At 68.3% G+C, this 14,960-nt stretch carries 13 protein-coding genes; 12 read left to right on the top strand and 1 reads right to left on the bottom strand.

Going from position 1 to position 14,960, the window contains the following annotated elements:
* Positions 1 to 26 precede the first annotated feature (26 nt).
* From WT97_RS06720 to WT97_RS06745, 6 genes are all read left to right on the top strand, one after another.
* On the top strand, positions 27 to 1,052 hold the full coding sequence (locus tag WT97_RS06720; RefSeq protein ID WP_034207066.1) for an ABC transporter permease: 1,026 nt from the start codon (positions 27 to 29) through the stop codon (positions 1,050 to 1,052).
* A gap of 44 nt (positions 1,053 to 1,096) precedes the next feature.
* Positions 1,097 to 2,011, top strand: a complete 915-nt coding sequence (locus WT97_RS06725) for a sugar phosphate isomerase/epimerase family protein (RefSeq protein WP_060353184.1) — start codon at positions 1,097 to 1,099, stop codon at positions 2,009 to 2,011.
* Between the two features lie 74 nt (positions 2,012 to 2,085).
* Positions 2,086 to 3,099: a Gfo/Idh/MocA family protein gene (locus tag WT97_RS06730; RefSeq protein ID WP_059505647.1), complete on the top strand. Its 1,014-nt coding sequence runs from the start codon at positions 2,086 to 2,088 to the stop codon at positions 3,097 to 3,099.
* A 73-nt stretch (positions 3,100 to 3,172) separates the two neighbouring features.
* Positions 3,173 to 4,099 carry a TIM barrel protein gene (locus WT97_RS06735; RefSeq protein WP_059505649.1) on the top strand — a complete coding sequence of 309 codons (927 nt, stop codon included), beginning with the start codon at positions 3,173 to 3,175 and terminating at the stop codon, positions 4,097 to 4,099.
* Between the two features lie 65 nt (positions 4,100 to 4,164).
* Positions 4,165 to 5,337 carry a Gfo/Idh/MocA family protein gene (locus WT97_RS06740; RefSeq protein ID WP_059505651.1) on the top strand — a complete coding sequence of 391 codons (1,173 nt, stop codon included), beginning with the start codon at positions 4,165 to 4,167 and terminating at the stop codon, positions 5,335 to 5,337.
* A gap of 284 nt (positions 5,338 to 5,621) precedes the next feature.
* On the top strand, positions 5,622 to 6,506 hold the full coding sequence (locus WT97_RS06745) for a MurR/RpiR family transcriptional regulator (protein ID WP_059505653.1): 885 nt from the start codon (positions 5,622 to 5,624) through the stop codon (positions 6,504 to 6,506).
* Positions 6,507 to 6,563: 57 nt separating this feature from the next.
* Here WT97_RS06745 and WT97_RS06750 read toward each other — a convergent pair whose 3' ends face one another.
* A complete protein-coding gene (locus WT97_RS06750; RefSeq protein ID WP_059505655.1) occupies positions 6,564 to 8,084 on the bottom strand; it encodes a CoA-acylating methylmalonate-semialdehyde dehydrogenase in 1,521 nt (506 codons plus the stop codon).
* A 108-nt stretch (positions 8,085 to 8,192) separates the two neighbouring features.
* Here WT97_RS06750 and WT97_RS06755 point away from each other — a divergent pair, with 108 nt between their 5' ends.
* The 6 genes from WT97_RS06755 to WT97_RS06780 all read left to right on the top strand — a co-directional run bounded on the left by WT97_RS06755 (position 8,193) and on the right by WT97_RS06780 (position 14,949).
* Positions 8,193 to 9,128, top strand: coding sequence for a LysR family transcriptional regulator (locus WT97_RS06755; protein WP_059505658.1), 936 nt, complete (start codon positions 8,193 to 8,195; stop codon positions 9,126 to 9,128).
* A gap of 100 nt (positions 9,129 to 9,228) precedes the next feature.
* Entirely contained in the window at positions 9,229 to 9,456 is a 228-nt protein-coding gene (locus WT97_RS06760; RefSeq protein ID WP_059505660.1) for a sulfurtransferase TusA family protein, read from the top strand.
* Positions 9,457 to 9,775: 319 nt separating this feature from the next.
* A complete protein-coding gene (locus tag WT97_RS06765) occupies positions 9,776 to 10,210 on the top strand; it encodes a hypothetical protein (protein WP_060353185.1) in 435 nt (144 codons plus the stop codon).
* Positions 10,211 to 10,476: 266 nt separating this feature from the next.
* Entirely contained in the window at positions 10,477 to 11,181 is a 705-nt protein-coding gene (locus WT97_RS06770; protein WP_006490421.1) for a response regulator transcription factor, read from the top strand.
* A complete protein-coding gene (locus WT97_RS06775; RefSeq protein WP_060353186.1) occupies positions 11,178 to 12,551 on the top strand; it encodes a FecR domain-containing protein in 1,374 nt (457 codons plus the stop codon). Before WT97_RS06770 ends, WT97_RS06775 begins: the two co-directional genes overlap by 4 nt.
* Before the next feature lie 10 nt (positions 12,552 to 12,561).
* Positions 12,562 to 14,949 carry a CHASE2 domain-containing protein gene (locus WT97_RS06780; protein WP_059792580.1) on the top strand — a complete coding sequence of 796 codons (2,388 nt, stop codon included), beginning with the start codon at positions 12,562 to 12,564 and terminating at the stop codon, positions 14,947 to 14,949.
* Positions 14,950 to 14,960: the final 11 nt, after the last annotated feature.

A 14,960-nucleotide genomic window follows, 5' to 3' on the forward strand; every position in this document is an offset into this window, starting at 1 on the left:
CCGAAACAAGATTGGAGACAACTGAAATGGGCAACCTGAACCCGGTCGCGGATGCGCAGACCATGACACTCAAGTCGCGGCATACGAAGTGGCCGCCCGAACTGAGCATCTTCCTCGTGCTGGTCGGCATCAGCCTGTTCTTCGAGATCCTCGGCTGGATCGTCGTCGGCCAGAGCTTCCTGTTCAATGCCGAGCGGCTCGAAATCATCGTGCTGCAAATGGCCGTGATCGGCATCATCGCGGTCGGCGTGAACCTCGTGATCATCACCAGCGGGATCGATCTCTCGTCGGGGTCGGTGGTCGCGGCGGCCGCCGTCGTGTCGGCGAGCCTCGCGCAGGTGTCCGACTTCCCGCGCGCGGTGTTTCCGCACCTGACCGACTTGCCGGTGATCTGGCCGGTGCTCGCCGGCGTGTGCGTCGGGCTGCTGGTCGGCCTGCTGAACGGTACGCTGATCGCGATGACGGGCATCCCGCCGTTCATCGCGACGCTCGGCACGATGGTCGCCGCGCGCGGCTTCGCGAAGTGGTTCACCAACGGGATGCCGGTGTCGATGCTGACCGACTCGTTCGCGGCGATCGGCGCGGGCGCCAATCCGGTGATCGTCTTTCTCGTGATCGCCGCGATCTTCCACGTCGTGCTGCGCTACACACGCTTCGGCAAGTACACGTATGCGATCGGCGCGAACCGCCACGCGGCCGTCGTATCGGGCATCAACGTCACGCGACACCTGATCTTCGTCTATGCGATCGCGGGCCTCCTGAGCGGGATCGCCGGCACCGTGACGGCCGCGCGCGCGATTTCCGGCCAGTCGGGCATGGGCGTGATGTACGAGCTCGATGCGATCGCGGCCGTCGTGATCGGCGGCACGTCGCTGTCGGGCGGCCTCGGGCGCGTGACGGGCACCGTGATCGGCGTGCTGATCCTCGGCGTGATGACGTCGGGCTTCACGTTCATCCGCATCGACGCGTATTACCAGGAGATGGTGAAGGGCGCGATCATCGTCGCGGCCGTGATCGCCGATCAGTACCGCAACAAGAAGTCGCGTCGCTGACCGATTCCGACGCGGCCGACACCACGCAACTTTCCAGGAAGAAGATGAAGATCGCTCTGGATCCCTACATGATTCGCCACCTGCCGCTCGACCGGCTGCCGCACGCGGTCGCCGAACTCGGCTACGACCAGATCGAGCTGTCGCCGCGCAGCGACTTTCTCGACTGGTGGGTGATGCCGCGCGCGACGCGCGAGCGCATGGCCGCGTTCCGCCAGGCGATGCGCGCGAGCGGCGTCGGTCTCGCGTCGCTGCAGCCGATGTACCGCTGGGCGAGCCCGTTCGAGGACGAGCGGCAATGGGCCGTGCGCTGCTGGCAGAAGGCGATCGAGGTCGCAGTGGAGATGGAGTGCCCGCTGATGGTGTCCGAGTTCGGGCGCGGCGCGTCGCCGGAGCGTTCGGTCGGCGAGCGGCCGGGCGCGAACCCGAAGGAGCTGTGCGAAGCCGCGTGGTTCCGTTCGATGGACACGCTGCTGCCGATCCTCGAGCGCGAACGCATCGTGCTGTCGGTCGAGCCGCATCCGGAAGACTGGATCGAGCAGCTGCAGCCGGCGATCGACATCGTCACGAACATCGGCTCGCCGTCGCTGAAGCTGTCGTACATCGCGCCGCACACGTTCTACTACGGCGACGACATGGCCGCGATGATCGCGGCCGCCGCGCCGATTCTCGCGCACGTGCGCGTGGCCGACACCTTCGACCACCGCAAGAGCAGCCAGTTGCGCTACATCGTGAACCCGCCGGGCTCGAACCAGATCCGCGTGCACCAGCATCTCGACATCGGGCAGGGCGAGATCGACTGGGACGTGTTTTTCGGCGCGCTCGGCAGCGCCGGCTTCGACGGCGTGATGTCGTCGTGCGTGTTCGCGTGGGAGGACCGCGCGGAAGCGTCGTCGCGCTACATGCGCGACACGATCCAGCGCTACGTCGAACGCCATTTCGAGCGGGCGGCCGCGCGCTGAGCCGTTTGGGAACCATTGTTGACCGGCGCGGCACGGGCCGCGCCGCTGATGAACGAACGACTGGAGATATTCGGATGACGTTGCAAATCGGTGTGATCGGCTGCGGCGCGATCGGCCAGGACCATATCCGCAGGCTTACGCGCACGCTGTCCGGCGCACGCGTGGTAGCCGTCAACGACATCGACCCGCAGCAGGCGCGCGATGCGGTGACGAAGTACGGGCTCGACGCGGAAATCTACGGCGACGGTCACGACGTGGTCGCGGCCGTCGACGTGCAGGCCGTGCTCGTCACGTCGTGGGGGCCGACGCACGAAGCGTTCGTGCTCGACGCGATCGCGCACGGCAAGCCGGTGTTCTGCGAGAAGCCGCTGGCGGTCACCGCTGACGGCTGCATGCGCATCGTCGAGGCCGAGATCGCGCACGGCAAGCGGCTCGTGCAGGTCGGCTTCATGCGTCCGTACGACGAAGGCTATCGTGCGCTCAAGCGCGTGATCGACAGCGGCGAAATCGGTGCGCCGCTGATGCTGCATTGCGCGCACCGCAACCAGTCGGTCGGCGAGCGCTATACCACCGACATGGCGATCACCGACACGCTGATTCACGAGCTCGACGTGCTGCGCTGGCTGCTCGGCGAGGACTACACGAGCGCGCAGGTCGTCTACCCGAAGAAGACGCGCCATGCGAGCGCGCATCTCGCCGATCCGCAGATCGTGCTGCTCGAAACCGCGAGCGGCGTGCGCATCGACGTCGAGATCTTCGTGAACTGCCAGTACGGCTACGACATCCAGTGCGAGGTGGTCGGCGAGAACGGCATCGCGAAGCTGCCCGATCCGCCCGCGGTCGGGCTCAAGCATGCGGCGCGGCAGTCGGTCGAGATCATGACCGACTGGAAGGAGCGCTTCATCGCGTCGTACGACGTCGAGCTGCAGGCGTTCGTCGACGGCGTGCGGCAGGGCGCGCTGACCGGCCCGTCCGCGTGGGACGGCTATGCGGCGGCGGTCGCGGCCGATGCGTGCGTGCGCGCGCAGAAGAGCGGGGCGGTCGAGCCGATCGCGATGGCCGAACGCCCGGCGTTCTATCGCGGCTGAACAGGCCGGACACGTTGACATCGGGCCGCGTGACCACGCGGCCACGCACCGCTTTCCTGATGGACTGACCGACATGACGATGAAGATTGGCTGCGCGCCGTGCTGCTGGGGCGTCGACGACGTGAAGAATCCGCACCTGCCGCCGTGGCGGCACGTGCTCGCCGAAGCCGCACTGGCCGGCTATTCGGGCATCGAGCTCGGCCCGTACGGCTATATCCCGCTCGAGCTCGACGTGGTGAGCGCGGAGCTCGAGCGTCAGCGCTTGAGCATCACTGCCGGCACGATCTTCGACGACCTGGTGTCGCCGGAGAACCTGCCGAACCTGCTGCGCCAGACGCGCGACATCTGCGCGCTGATCACGCGCTTGCCGAAGCTGCCGACGCAGCCGGGCCAGCGCCATGCGGCGCCGTACCTGGTCGTGATGGACTGGGGCCACGAGGAGCGCGACTATGCGGCCGGTCACGGCGATCGCGCGCCGCGGCTGTCCGACGAGCGCTGGGCGCGGATGGTGGACCATATCCGGCAGATCGCGACGCTCGCGCGCGACGAGTTCGGCGTGCGCGCGGTGATCCATCCGCATGCGGGCGGCTACATCGAATTCGCGGACGAGATCGACCGGATCGTCGCCGACATTCCGGCCGAGACGGCGGGCCTGTGTCTCGACACCGGCCACCTGCATTACTCGGGCATGGACCCGCAAACGTGGCTGCGCCGCCATGCGGCGCGGCTCGACTACGTGCATTTCAAGGATATCGACGCGGCCGTGTACGACGCGGTGATGGGCGAGCACATCGCATTCTTCGCGGCCTGCGCGCGCGGCGTGATGTGCCCGATCGGCACCGGCGTGCTCGACTACCGCGCGATTCGCCACGCGCTCGACGAGATCGGCTACGCCGGCTACATCACGATCGAGCAGGAGCGCGACCCGCGCAATGCCGGCACGAGCCTGCGCGACGTTGCCGCGAGCCGCGCGTTTCTCGCATCGGCCGGGTTCGCGTGATCGGCCGTCGGCCCGACCCCTTGCACACACTCTGAACACTGAACACGGACAGGAACACGACAATCATGATCGACGGACAGATTCTGCTCGGACATTCGATTCGCTGGGGCATGGTCGGCGGCGGGCTCGGCAGCCAGATCGGCTACAGCCACCGGTCGGCCGCGTTGCGCGACGGCAGCTTCCAGCTGGTTGCCGGCGCGTTCGACATCGATGCCGAGCGCGGGCGGCAGTTCGGCGTGAAGCTCGGCGTCGCGGCGGACCGCTGCTATCCCGACTACCGGACGATGTTCGACGCCGAGGCGAAGCGTGCCGACGGCATCCGCGCGGTGTCGATCGCGACGCCGAACAACACGCACTTCGAGATCTGCCGCGCGGCGCTGAACGCGGGGCTGCACGTGGTCTGCGAGAAGCCGCTGTGCTTCACGACCGAGGAGGCCGAGGCGCTGCAGCGTCTGTCGGTCGAGAAGAACCGCATCGTCGGCGTCGCGTACGGCTATTCGGGACACCAGATGATCGAGCAGGCGCGCGAAATGATCGCGCGCGGCGATCTCGGCGAAATTCGCATCGTGCAGATGCAGTTCGCGCACGGCTTTCACAGTGACGGCGTCGAAGCCGCGAGCGCCGCCGCGCGCTGGCGCGTCGACCCGAAATTCGCGGGGCCGAGCTACGTGCTCGGCGATATCGGCACGCACCCGCTGTACATCTCCGAAGTGATGGCGCCGGACCTGAAGATCAAACGGCTGATGTGTTCGCGGCAGAGCTTCGTGAAGAGCCGCGCGCCGCTCGAGGACAACGCGTTCACGATCATGGAATACGACACGGGTGCGATCGGCTACGTGTGGTCGAGCGCGGTGAACGCCGGCTCGATGCACGGGCAGAAGGTGCGCGTGATCGGCTCGAAGGCGAGCGTCGAATGGTGGGACGAACATCCGAACCAGTTGCGCTACGAGATCCAGGGGCAGCCCGCGCAGGTGCTCGATCGCGGGATGCCGTACCTGCACCCGAACGCGACGCGCGAAGACCGCATCGGCGCCGGGCATCCGGAAGGGCTGTTCGAAGCGTGGTCGAACCTGTACGCGCGCTTCGCGCTCGCGATGGATGCGGCCGATCGCGGCGACGTGCAGACGTTGAAGCAGATCCGCTTTCCGGACGTCCATGCGGGCGTCGAAGGCGTGCGGTGGGTCGAGAACTGCGTGCGGTCCGCCGATGCGGGCGGCGTGTGGGTCGACTATCGTTGAGCGAGGGGGCGGGCCGGCTGCGCCGCGGATCGTCGCGCTCGGTCGCGACGGCCGGCTTGGTAGACACCCTGATCTTTACGACGCCGCGAGTGCGTTGGACAATCGCTCCCAGTCTTGCCGTGGAGCGTATGCAAGCGATGATCGAGCGCGTGGGAGCGAGCAGGCGGCGCGGGCCGCGCCGCAAACGTGATTAAATTCGCCCTTCATGCATGTATCCAGTCGAGCCCCGGGCCGTGTCCGCCAGCATCGCGCGCGCATCGGGGCCGTCAACTTCGCGCTATCCGATGAGTTCATCCGAGAAACCTCCCGCCACCGTCGAGCAGTTCCTGCAGCATCTGACGCAGGAGTACGACGGTCTCAGCAATCGCCTGAAGGTGATTGCGCGTCACGTGGAAACGCATCGGGACCAGCTTGGGCTGGAAGGCATCCAGTCGCTCGCGGAGGCTTGCGGCGTCCAGCCGTCGGCCGTCGTGCGCTTCGCGAAGCACTTCGGCTTCTCCGGGTTCTCCGAGATGCAGCGGCTGTTCCGCGAGGGGCTCGCGCAGCAGATCGCGCCGGGGCGCGCGTACAGCTTGCGGCTGCGCGACGTGATCGAAGCCGGCTCGTCGAGCCTGCAGCCCGAGCAGATCGCCGACGAATTCATCAAGGGCAGCATTGCCGGGATGCAGCAGTTGCGGCAGACGCTCGATTCGCAGGCGCTCGCGCAGGCCGTGGATTTGCTCGCCGATACGCAGGCGATCTGGATCGCAGGGTCGCGGCGCGCGTTTCCGATCGCCGCATACCTCGACTATGCGCTGCAGCACACCGACAAGCGGATCGGCCTGTTCAGCGCGCTCGGCAGCATGCATCTCGGCCAGATCCGGTCGGTGCGCGCGGGCGACGTGATGATCGCGATCTCGTTCATGCCGTATGCGGACGAGACCGTGCAGGTCGCGCAGCAGGCCGCGCAGCGCGGCGCGCGGCTGATCGCGATCACCGACAGCCGGATGAGCCCGCTCGCGCGGGAGGCGGAAGTGACGCTGATGGTGCAGGAGAGCGCGACGTTCGGCTTTCGTGCGCTGACCGCCACGATGGGCCTCGCGCAGAGCCTGTTCGTCGCGCTCGCGTACCGGCTCGAGTTGTCCTATATGCCGACCGCCGACGGCGCGCACGGCACGAAAGCCGGTTGATGCCGACTGCCGGTGCGCCGCCCGCCGGACGGATCGGCGGATGGCGCACCGGCCGGCTTACTTCGCGGTCGGCATCGCGAATTCGGCGCCCTTGCCGATGCTCGACGACCAGCGCTGCATCACCGACTTCTGGCGCGTGTAGAAGCGCACGCCTTCCTCGCCGTACGCGTGCATGTCGCCGAACAGGCTCTTCTTCCAGCCGCCGAAGCCGTGCCATGCCATCGGCACCGGGATCGGCACGTTGATACCGACCATGCCGACCTGGATGCGCCGCGCGAATTCGCGCGCGATGCCGCCGTCGCTCGTGAAGCACGACACGCCGTTGCCGAACTCGTGCGCGTTGATCAGGTCGACCGCTTCGCCGAAATCCTTCACGCGCACGCAGCCGAGCACCGGCCCGAAGATCTCTTCCTTGTAGATCCGCATGTCGGGGCGCACGTGATCGAACAGCGTGCCGCCGGTGAAGAAGCCGGCTTCGCGGCCCGGCACGCGCAGACCGCGGCCGTCGACCACCAGTTGCGCGCCTTCGTTTACGCCTTGCTCGATATAGCCTTCGATGCGCTTGAGCGCTTCGCCGGTGACGATCGGCCCCATCTCGACTTCCGGCGACATCCCGTCGCCGATCACCAGCTTGCGCGCGCGCTCGGCGAGCGCCGGCACGATCTTGTCGGCCACGTCGCCGACCAGCACCGCGATGCTGATCGCCATGCAGCGCTCGCCGGCGGAACCGTATGCGGCGCCGATCAGCGCGTCGACGGCCTGCTCGATGTCCGCATCGGGCATCACGACGAGGTGGTTCTTCGCGCCGCCGAGCGCCTGTACGCGCTTGCCCGACTGCACCGCGCGCTGCTGCACGTAGGCTGCGATCGGCGTCGAGCCGACGAAGCTGACGGCCTGCACGTCCGGGTGGTCGAGGAGGGCATCGACCGCGCCCTTGTCGCCCTGGACGACGTTGAACACGCCGGCGGGCAGGCCAGCCTGCGTGAGCAGGTCGGCGATGAACAGCGCGGCCGACGGGTCGCGCTCGCTCGGCTTCAGCACGAACGTGTTGCCCGTCGCGATCGCCACCGGGAACATCCAGCACGGCACCATGCACGGGAAGTTGAACGGCGTGATGCCCGCGACGACGCCGAGCGGCTGGCGCATCGTCCAGTTGTCGATGCCGGTGCTGACCTGGTCGGTGAAGTCGCCCTTCAGCAGTTGCGGCACGCCGCACGCGAATTCGATGATGTCGATGCCGCGCGCGACTTCGCCCTGCGCGTCCGAGAACACCTTGCCGTGTTCGGCCGTGATGATCGCCGCCAGCGTGTCGCGGTGCTCGTTCATCAGTTGCAGGAAGCGGTGCAGCACGCGCGCACGGCGGATCGGCGGCGTCGCGGCCCAGGCCGGGAACGCGGCGTGGGCGGAGGCGACGGCCTGCCGCACTTCGCCGTCGTCGGCCAGCGCCACGCGGCGCACCGCGCGACCGAGCGCCGGATTGAGGACGTCCTGGAAACGGCCGCTGCGGCCGGCGACGGGCGCGCCGTCGACATAGTGGCCGACGTCTGCGTCGGACGTGTACGCGGGAACCGGATTCATCGTGTCTCCTGAGGATGAGGGGGAACAGCGCCTAGTCTAGGGAAACCGGCAGGGCCGGAGAAGGCCGCGAAACTTGATTCACTGTTCAGAATTCTGAATAATCAATGAATGAATCAGCAAAATGTCCAGGCGCTCTGGCCGCACATCCATTCGCTGACGGTGCTGGCCGCGGCGGGCAGTTTCACGGCTGCCGCGCAGCGGCTCGGCATCAGCAAGGCCGCGATGAGCCAGCGCATCGCCGATCTCGAAAAGGCGGCCGGCGTGCCGCTCGTGCGGCGCACCACGCGCAGCGTGCGGCTCACCGATGCGGGCCAGACGCTCGTCGACAGCACGCGCGACGCGTTCGAGTCGATCGGTCAGCATTTCGCACGGGTGAAGGATCTCGCCGGCGAGCCGCGCGGGCTGCTCCGCCTGACGGTGCCGGTCGCGCTCGGGCGCCAGCAGATCGTGCCGCATCTGCCCGATTTTCTGCGCCAGCATCCGGGCGTACAGATCGAGCTCGACCTGTCCGACCGCCTGCATTCGCTGACGCAGGAGGGCTTCGATCTCGCGATCCGCCATACGACCACCGCGCCGCAGACCCATGTCGCATGGAAGCTGTGCGACACGCGTTCGCTGCTGGTCGCGAGCCGCGACTATCTGGACGCGCGGGGCGCGCCGCGCCACCCGAGCGAACTCGTCGATCACAGCTGCCTGTGCTACCTGCGCGAGCACGAGCCGGCCGCGTGGAGCTTCGAGCCGGACGGCCGCCGGCGCCAGCGCGTGAGCGTGCCGGTGCGCGGCAGTTTCGCGGCGAACAACAGCGAGGCGATGCGCGAAGCCGCGCTCGGCGGGCTCGGCATCGCGCTGCTGCCCGATTTCAGCGCGCGGCGCGACCTCGACGCCGGCCGGCTCGTCACGCTGCTCGACGGCTGGCGGCCGTCGGGCGCGTTCGGCGACCACATTTTCGCGATCCGCCCGTACAGCCCGGTCGTGCCGAGCGCGGTGCGCGCGCTCGTGCGGCACCTGCGCGAGCGGCTCGCGGGCGGTTTCTCCGGCGCGTGAGCCGGGCGGCGGGCGGGCCGGGCAGGCGCGGCGGCGCTGCGGTAAAATCGCGGCTTCCATCCGCGCCGTGTGCGGCGCGTCATTCGAAGGTCGACAGCCGATGCAGATTCACAAGGAAGTGGACGCGCGCGGGCTCAATTGCCCGTTGCCGATCCTGCGTGCCAAGAAAGCGCTTGCCGATATGGAAAGCGGGCAGATCCTCAAGGTGCTCGCGACCGATCCGGGCTCGCAGCGCGATTTCGCCGCGTTCGCGAAGCAGACGGGCAACGAGATCGTCGAGTCGACGACCCAGGACAAGATCTTCGTGTTCCTGATGCGCCGCCGCTGAAGGCGCGCATCGCACGTTCCGCCGCGCCACGCTCCCGGCCGGCCGCGTCTGGCCGGCCAGGGCCGACAACGGGCTCATTTGCATTGGAAACGCGCCAAAAGCGCAACACCGGAGCCGGCGCAGGCCCTCGCTCAGGCTCCTGGTCCATTGGAAAGCGCTTGCCGCGCCTGTCTGACAATTCTTAAACCTCGTTGCGTGACCGGCTGCGTATACTGACGCGGCCGGTCGTCCGCTCCCAGCGGAGGCGCCGGCCACGGTACGTCGCACGGCGGGCTCGGGGGCCATGCCTGACGCTACCGTCGTACAACGGGGAGAGGACATGTCCTTCAGACCAGGGACCCTTCGAAGTCCGTCCGGAGCGGAAAGCATTGCGCCCGTGCGCACCTCGGAATTGAACCGGATCGAGCTCGATCCGCAACAGGACCGCCACGCGCGTGCCGCGCTGGAAGCCTATGCGGATTCGGCAGCGGCCGAGATGCCGTGGCTGGCCGAGTGGCTCGACGAACGGCTGCGCGATGCCGCGCGGGACGACGGCGCGGGCCCGACCTACTGCGGTGCGACGATCGAACGCGTGTTCGATCTGGCGCAGGCATGGGCGGCAGGCCAGCCCGACTATGCGGCCGGCGCATGGGAGCGCGTGCGCGACCAGTTGCAGCGGATGCTTGCGCAACGGCCGCTGTCGGAGCGGCCCTCGCCGGGCGTGCCGACAGGCGATTTTGCCGAGCCGGTGGCCGGCATCGCGGGCGCCAAATAGGCGTCCGGTTGCGCAGCAGAAAGGATTATTCGAAGAAAGGGCGATAGTCCGCGCAATTTCTTGGCGAATTTCATACTACTATGATGAAATCGCCGGTTCGTCCGTGCCCCGTTTTTGAGATATTTGGCCGGGGTCGCCAATTTGCGCAGGAGGCGCGAGCGGCGAACGACGGCTCGCCGGCCGGTATCCGGCGCCGCGCGCAGGCTGCGCGGCCGGGGCAGGTGCGGGAGCCGAATGGACGGATCGACTTCGATTTGCGGGGTGCTATGAGAATTGCTGTACTGGATGACGATCCGGCCCAGACGGATTTCGTCAGTCAAACGCTGACGGCCGTCGGCCACACGTGCTATGCGTTCAAGGAAGGCAAGGCCCTGAAGAAGCGCCTGCAGCGCGAGACGTTCGACCTGCTGGTGCTCGACTGGAACGTGCCCGACATGTCCGGCGAGGAAGTGCTCAAGTGGGTGCGCGCCAACCAGACCGAGCACAGCCTGCCGATCATCTTCATGACGAGCCGCGACGACGAGGCGGGGATCACGCAGATCCTCAACGCCGGCGCCGACGATTACGTGGTCAAGCCCGTGTCGGGCCCGATCCTGCGCGCGCGCATCGGCTCGCTGCTGCGCCGCGCGTATCCGGTCAACGCCGAGGCGACCGTCCGCGAATTCGATCAGTTCCGTTTCGACGTGAACCTGAAGCAGGCGTACGTCGGCGACAAGGCCGTGAGCCTCACGCAAAAGGAATTCGAGCTCGCGCTGCTGCTGTTCCAGCATCTCGACCGGCCGCTGTCGCGCGCGCACATTCTCGACCTCGTGTGGAAGCAGGCGACCGACATTCCGTCGCGCACGATGGATACGCACATTTCGATGCTGCGCACGAAGCTCGGCCTGCGGCCCGAAAACGGCTACCGTCTCGCGCCGATCTACGGGTACGGCTACCGGCTCGAACGGGTCGGCCAGGGGGAACCGGAGTGACCGCGCGAATCACGCAGCGCACGGCCAGCCTGTGCACGGCGGCACTGCGCGCGGCCTGCGCGGTCGCGTTCGCGTTCGCCGCGCAGCAGGCCACGGCGCAGCCGCCCGCCGCCGCGGGCAAGACGGTCGTCTATCGCACGCAGGCGGGCGACACGCTGTACGACGTCGCCGCGCGTTACCTGCAAGGCGCGGACGACTGGCAACTGCTCCAGCAGATCAACGGCGTGCCGGCGCCGAAGCGCCTGCAGCCCGGCGTCGCGCTGAAGCTGCCGGTCGCGCGGCTGCGCAAGGAAAAGCTCACCGCACGCGTGATCGCGGTGCAGGGCACGGCCGAGCGCGCGTCGGGCGCCACGTCCGGCACCCCGTTCGCGCCGCTCGCGAACGATGCGACGCTCGCCGAGGGCGACCGCGTGCGCACCGGCCCGAACGGCTTCGTGACGATCGAGCTGGCCGACGGCACGCACATGAGCCTGCCGCCCGACAGCCAGCTCGACCTGAAGTCGCTGCGTCGCACGGTGCTGACCGGCACGCTCGATCGCGAGTTCGAACTCACGCGCGGCTCGGTCGACAGCGAAGTCACCCACCTGAAGAAACGCGACGATCGCTTCCAGATCCGCTCGCCGTCGGTCGTCGCCGGCGTGCGCGGCACACGCTTTCGCGTGAACTACGACGCGGCCGGCACCGCGTCGACGCGCGTCGAAGTGCTCGACGGCACCGTCGGCGTCGCGGGCGCCCGGCAGCCGGCCGGCGCGACGCTCGTGCATGCGAACTTCGGCAGTGTCGCGACATCGTCCGGCGCGGTCGGCGCACCGGTCGAACTGCTGGGCGCGCCCACGCTCGCGCATCCCGACAAGGTGCAGGACGAGCCCGACGTCGCATTCGACGTCACGCCGCTCGCGCAGGCGCATGCGTATCGCGTGCAGCTCGCGCACGACGCGGGGCTGCTCGACCTGTTCCGCGAAACGCGCACCGATTCGCCGCGCGCGGTATTCCGCGACGTGCCGAACGGGAATTACTTCGTGCGGATCGCCGCGATCGATGCGAACGGCCTCGAGGGGCAGCCGCGCACCTATGCGTTCGAACGCCGCGTGATGGGGCTCGACGCGAGCGCGTCGCAGGGCGCGGGCGGTTACGAGTTCCGCTGGTCGCCGAACGGGTCGGGCAAGAATGCCCGTTACCGGTTCGTGCTGTCGCGTTCGAAGGACCTGAGCGCGCCGGTCGTCGACCAGGTCGGCCTGCACGCGCGCCAGATCACCGTCGCGCACCTGCCGGCGGGCGAGTATTTCTGGGCCGTGACCGTCGAGGAATTCGAAGGCGGCAAGTTCTACGAGAAGACCAGTCCGGTCAGCGCGTTCACGTTGTCGCGCTGACCCGCGGCGCATGAAACTCGACTCCGTTTCCCCGCGGCGGCGCCTCGGCCGCCGCTTCCTGATCGAATGGATCGCGATCGGCTGCCTCGGGATCGCGGTGATCCTTGCGTGCGCGCTCGGCCGCCTGTCGTCGAGCGTCGACGGGTTGATCTACGACCGGCTGCTGATGCTGCGCAGCCTGCCGCTGTCGCCCGACGTGGTGGTGGTCGACATCGACAACCAGAGCGTGTCCGCGCTCGGCCGCTGGCCGTGGCCGCGCGACGTGCATGCGCGGCTGCTCGACACGCTCGCGCGCGCGCAGCCGGCCGCCGTCGTCTACGACGTGCTGTTTACCGAACCGTCGCCCGAGGATCGCACGTTCGCGAACGCGATGAGCCGCGTGCCGACTTTCCTGCCGGTGCTGCTGAGCCCCGAGCAGGCGGACGGCACGCGGTCGGTCGATCCGCCGGTCGCCGCGCTCGCCGCGCGCGCGACGGGGCTCGGCCATATCAATCTCGAGGTCGATCGCGACGGCATCGTGCGCAGCGTCGCGCTGTTCGAAAGCGACGGCCGCGTGCGCTGGCCGCAACTGATGGTGCCCGTGTACCGCGCGATCCAGGCCGGCCGGCTGCACCCGGTCGGCGGCGTGCCCGGTGCGAACGCGCACGACCTGTCGCGCGATGCGGCGGGCGACGGCCGCTACCTGATTCCGTTCAGCCGCAACACGCCCGCGTATCCGACGCTGTCATTCGACGACGTGCTCGAAGGGCGCGTGAAGCCCGACGCGCTGCGCGGCAAGATCGTCGTCGTCGGCGTGACGGCATCGGGGCTGTACGATCGCTTCGCGACGCCGGTGTCCGGCGAGTTCGGCCCGCTGGCCGGCGTGTATATCCATGCGAACGTGCTCGACATGCTGGCGACCGGCAGCGCGATCTCGCCCGCGTCGCGCGCGGGATTGTTCGTCGCGTCGCTGCTGCCGCTCGCCGTGTTGCTGGGCGGCTTCCTGATGCTGTCGCCGTGGCGCGCGCTGCTGCTGACGCTGAGCCTTGCCGCGCTCGCCGTGGTCGCGAGCATGGCGCTGCTGTTCGAGGCGCGCATCTGGCTGACGCCGGCGCCCGCGATCTTCGGGCTGATCGCCGTCTACCCGATCTGGAACTGGCGGCGGCTGGAAATGACGATGTCGTATCTGCGCCGCGAGCTGCAGCGGCTCGCCGACGAGCCGCACCTGTTGCCCGAGGCGCCGCGCACGCGCAGCGTCGGCGGCGACGTGCTGGAGCGGCAGATGGCGCTGATGGCGCAGGCCGCGCAGCGCGTGCAGGACATGAAGCGCTTCGTGTGGGACAGCCTCGACAGCATGCCCGAGCCGATCTTCGTGACCGACCTCGCCGGCACCGTGCTGATCGCGAACCACGCGGCAAAACGCTACGGGTCGCGGCTCGCGCTGCCGTTGCCAGAAGGGCGGCCGCTGCGCACCGCGCTCGGCGAGCTGACGTTCATGAAGACCGTCGACGGCAACGCCGAGCACGACGCGGCGATCCGCGAGCGCTGGCCGGCCGCGCTCGACCCGACGCTCGAGGCCGAGCACGACGCGATGGCGCGCGGCATCGAAGTGCGCGATCGCGACGGGCTCGACCATCTGCTACGCTACGCGGCATGTACGAACGCGCAAGGGCGCGTGACGGGCTGGATCGCCGGCCTCGTCGACGTGACCGACCTGCATGCGGCCGAACGGCATCGCGAGGAGGCGCTGCACCTCCTGTCGCACGACATGCGTTCGCCGCAGTCGTCGATCCTTGCGCTCGTCGAGATCGAGCGCGATCGCGTCGAGAGCGACGCGATGCGCAGCCTGCTCGCGCGGATCGAGCGCTATGCGCACCGCGCGCTGTCACTTGCCGACGAGTTCGTGCAACTGGCGCGCGCCGAGTCGCAGGCGTACCAGCTCGAGGTGACGAGCCTCGTCGACGTGCTGATCGATGCGAGCGACGAGGTGTGGCCGCAGGCGCAGGCGAAGCACATTCGCATCGAGTCCGACGTGGGCGCCGACATGTGCTGGGTGCGCGCGGATCGCTCGCTGATTACGCGCGCATTCGTGAACCTGTTGAACAATGCGGTCAAATACAGTCCGTCCGACACGGTGATCACGTGTACGCTGACGGTCGAGCACGCATCGAAGCGGATGTTCTGTACGATTCGCGATCAGGGGTACGGCATTGCGCCGGAAGATCAGCGGCATCTGTTCGAGCGTTTCAAGCGATTCCATGCCGGCGAGCGGCCCGACATCCCGGGTTCCGGGCTCGGCATGGCTTTCGTGAAGACGGTCGTCACGCGCCATGGGGGCAGCGTGTCGGTCGACAGCGAAGTGGGTGTCGGCACCGCGGTGACGGTGTCGCTGCCTGCGATCGACGAGCCGTCCGCCTGACAGGGCCGGGC

It is taken from the genome of Burkholderia sp. MSMB1459WGS, assembly GCF_001534535.1.
Lineage (GTDB): Bacteria > Pseudomonadota > Gammaproteobacteria > Burkholderiales > Burkholderiaceae > Burkholderia.

Excerpts from the sequence above, each read along its gene's own strand:
- WT97_RS06720 (WP_034207066.1), top strand. The coding sequence starts at position 27 with ATGGGCAACCTGAACCCGGTCGCGGATGCGCAGACCATGACACTCAAG.
- WT97_RS06725 (WP_060353184.1), top strand. The coding sequence starts at position 1,097 with ATGAAGATCGCTCTGGATCCCTACATGATTCGCCACCTGCCGCTCGAC.
- WT97_RS06730 (WP_059505647.1), top strand. The coding sequence starts at position 2,086 with ATGACGTTGCAAATCGGTGTGATCGGCTGCGGCGCGATCGGCCAGGAC.
- WT97_RS06735 (WP_059505649.1), top strand. The coding sequence starts at position 3,173 with ATGACGATGAAGATTGGCTGCGCGCCGTGCTGCTGGGGCGTCGACGAC.
- WT97_RS06740 (WP_059505651.1), top strand. The coding sequence starts at position 4,165 with ATGATCGACGGACAGATTCTGCTCGGACATTCGATTCGCTGGGGCATG.
- WT97_RS06745 (WP_059505653.1), top strand. The coding sequence starts at position 5,622 with ATGAGTTCATCCGAGAAACCTCCCGCCACCGTCGAGCAGTTCCTGCAG.
- WT97_RS06750 (WP_059505655.1), bottom strand. The coding sequence starts at position 8,084 with ATGAATCCGGTTCCCGCGTACACGTCCGACGCAGACGTCGGCCACTAT.
- WT97_RS06755 (WP_059505658.1), top strand. The coding sequence starts at position 8,193 with ATGAATCAGCAAAATGTCCAGGCGCTCTGGCCGCACATCCATTCGCTG.
- WT97_RS06760 (WP_059505660.1), top strand. The coding sequence starts at position 9,229 with ATGCAGATTCACAAGGAAGTGGACGCGCGCGGGCTCAATTGCCCGTTG.
- WT97_RS06765 (WP_060353185.1), top strand. The coding sequence starts at position 9,776 with ATGTCCTTCAGACCAGGGACCCTTCGAAGTCCGTCCGGAGCGGAAAGC.
- WT97_RS06770 (WP_006490421.1), top strand. The coding sequence starts at position 10,477 with ATGAGAATTGCTGTACTGGATGACGATCCGGCCCAGACGGATTTCGTC.
- WT97_RS06780 (WP_059792580.1), top strand. The coding sequence starts at position 12,562 with ATGAAACTCGACTCCGTTTCCCCGCGGCGGCGCCTCGGCCGCCGCTTC.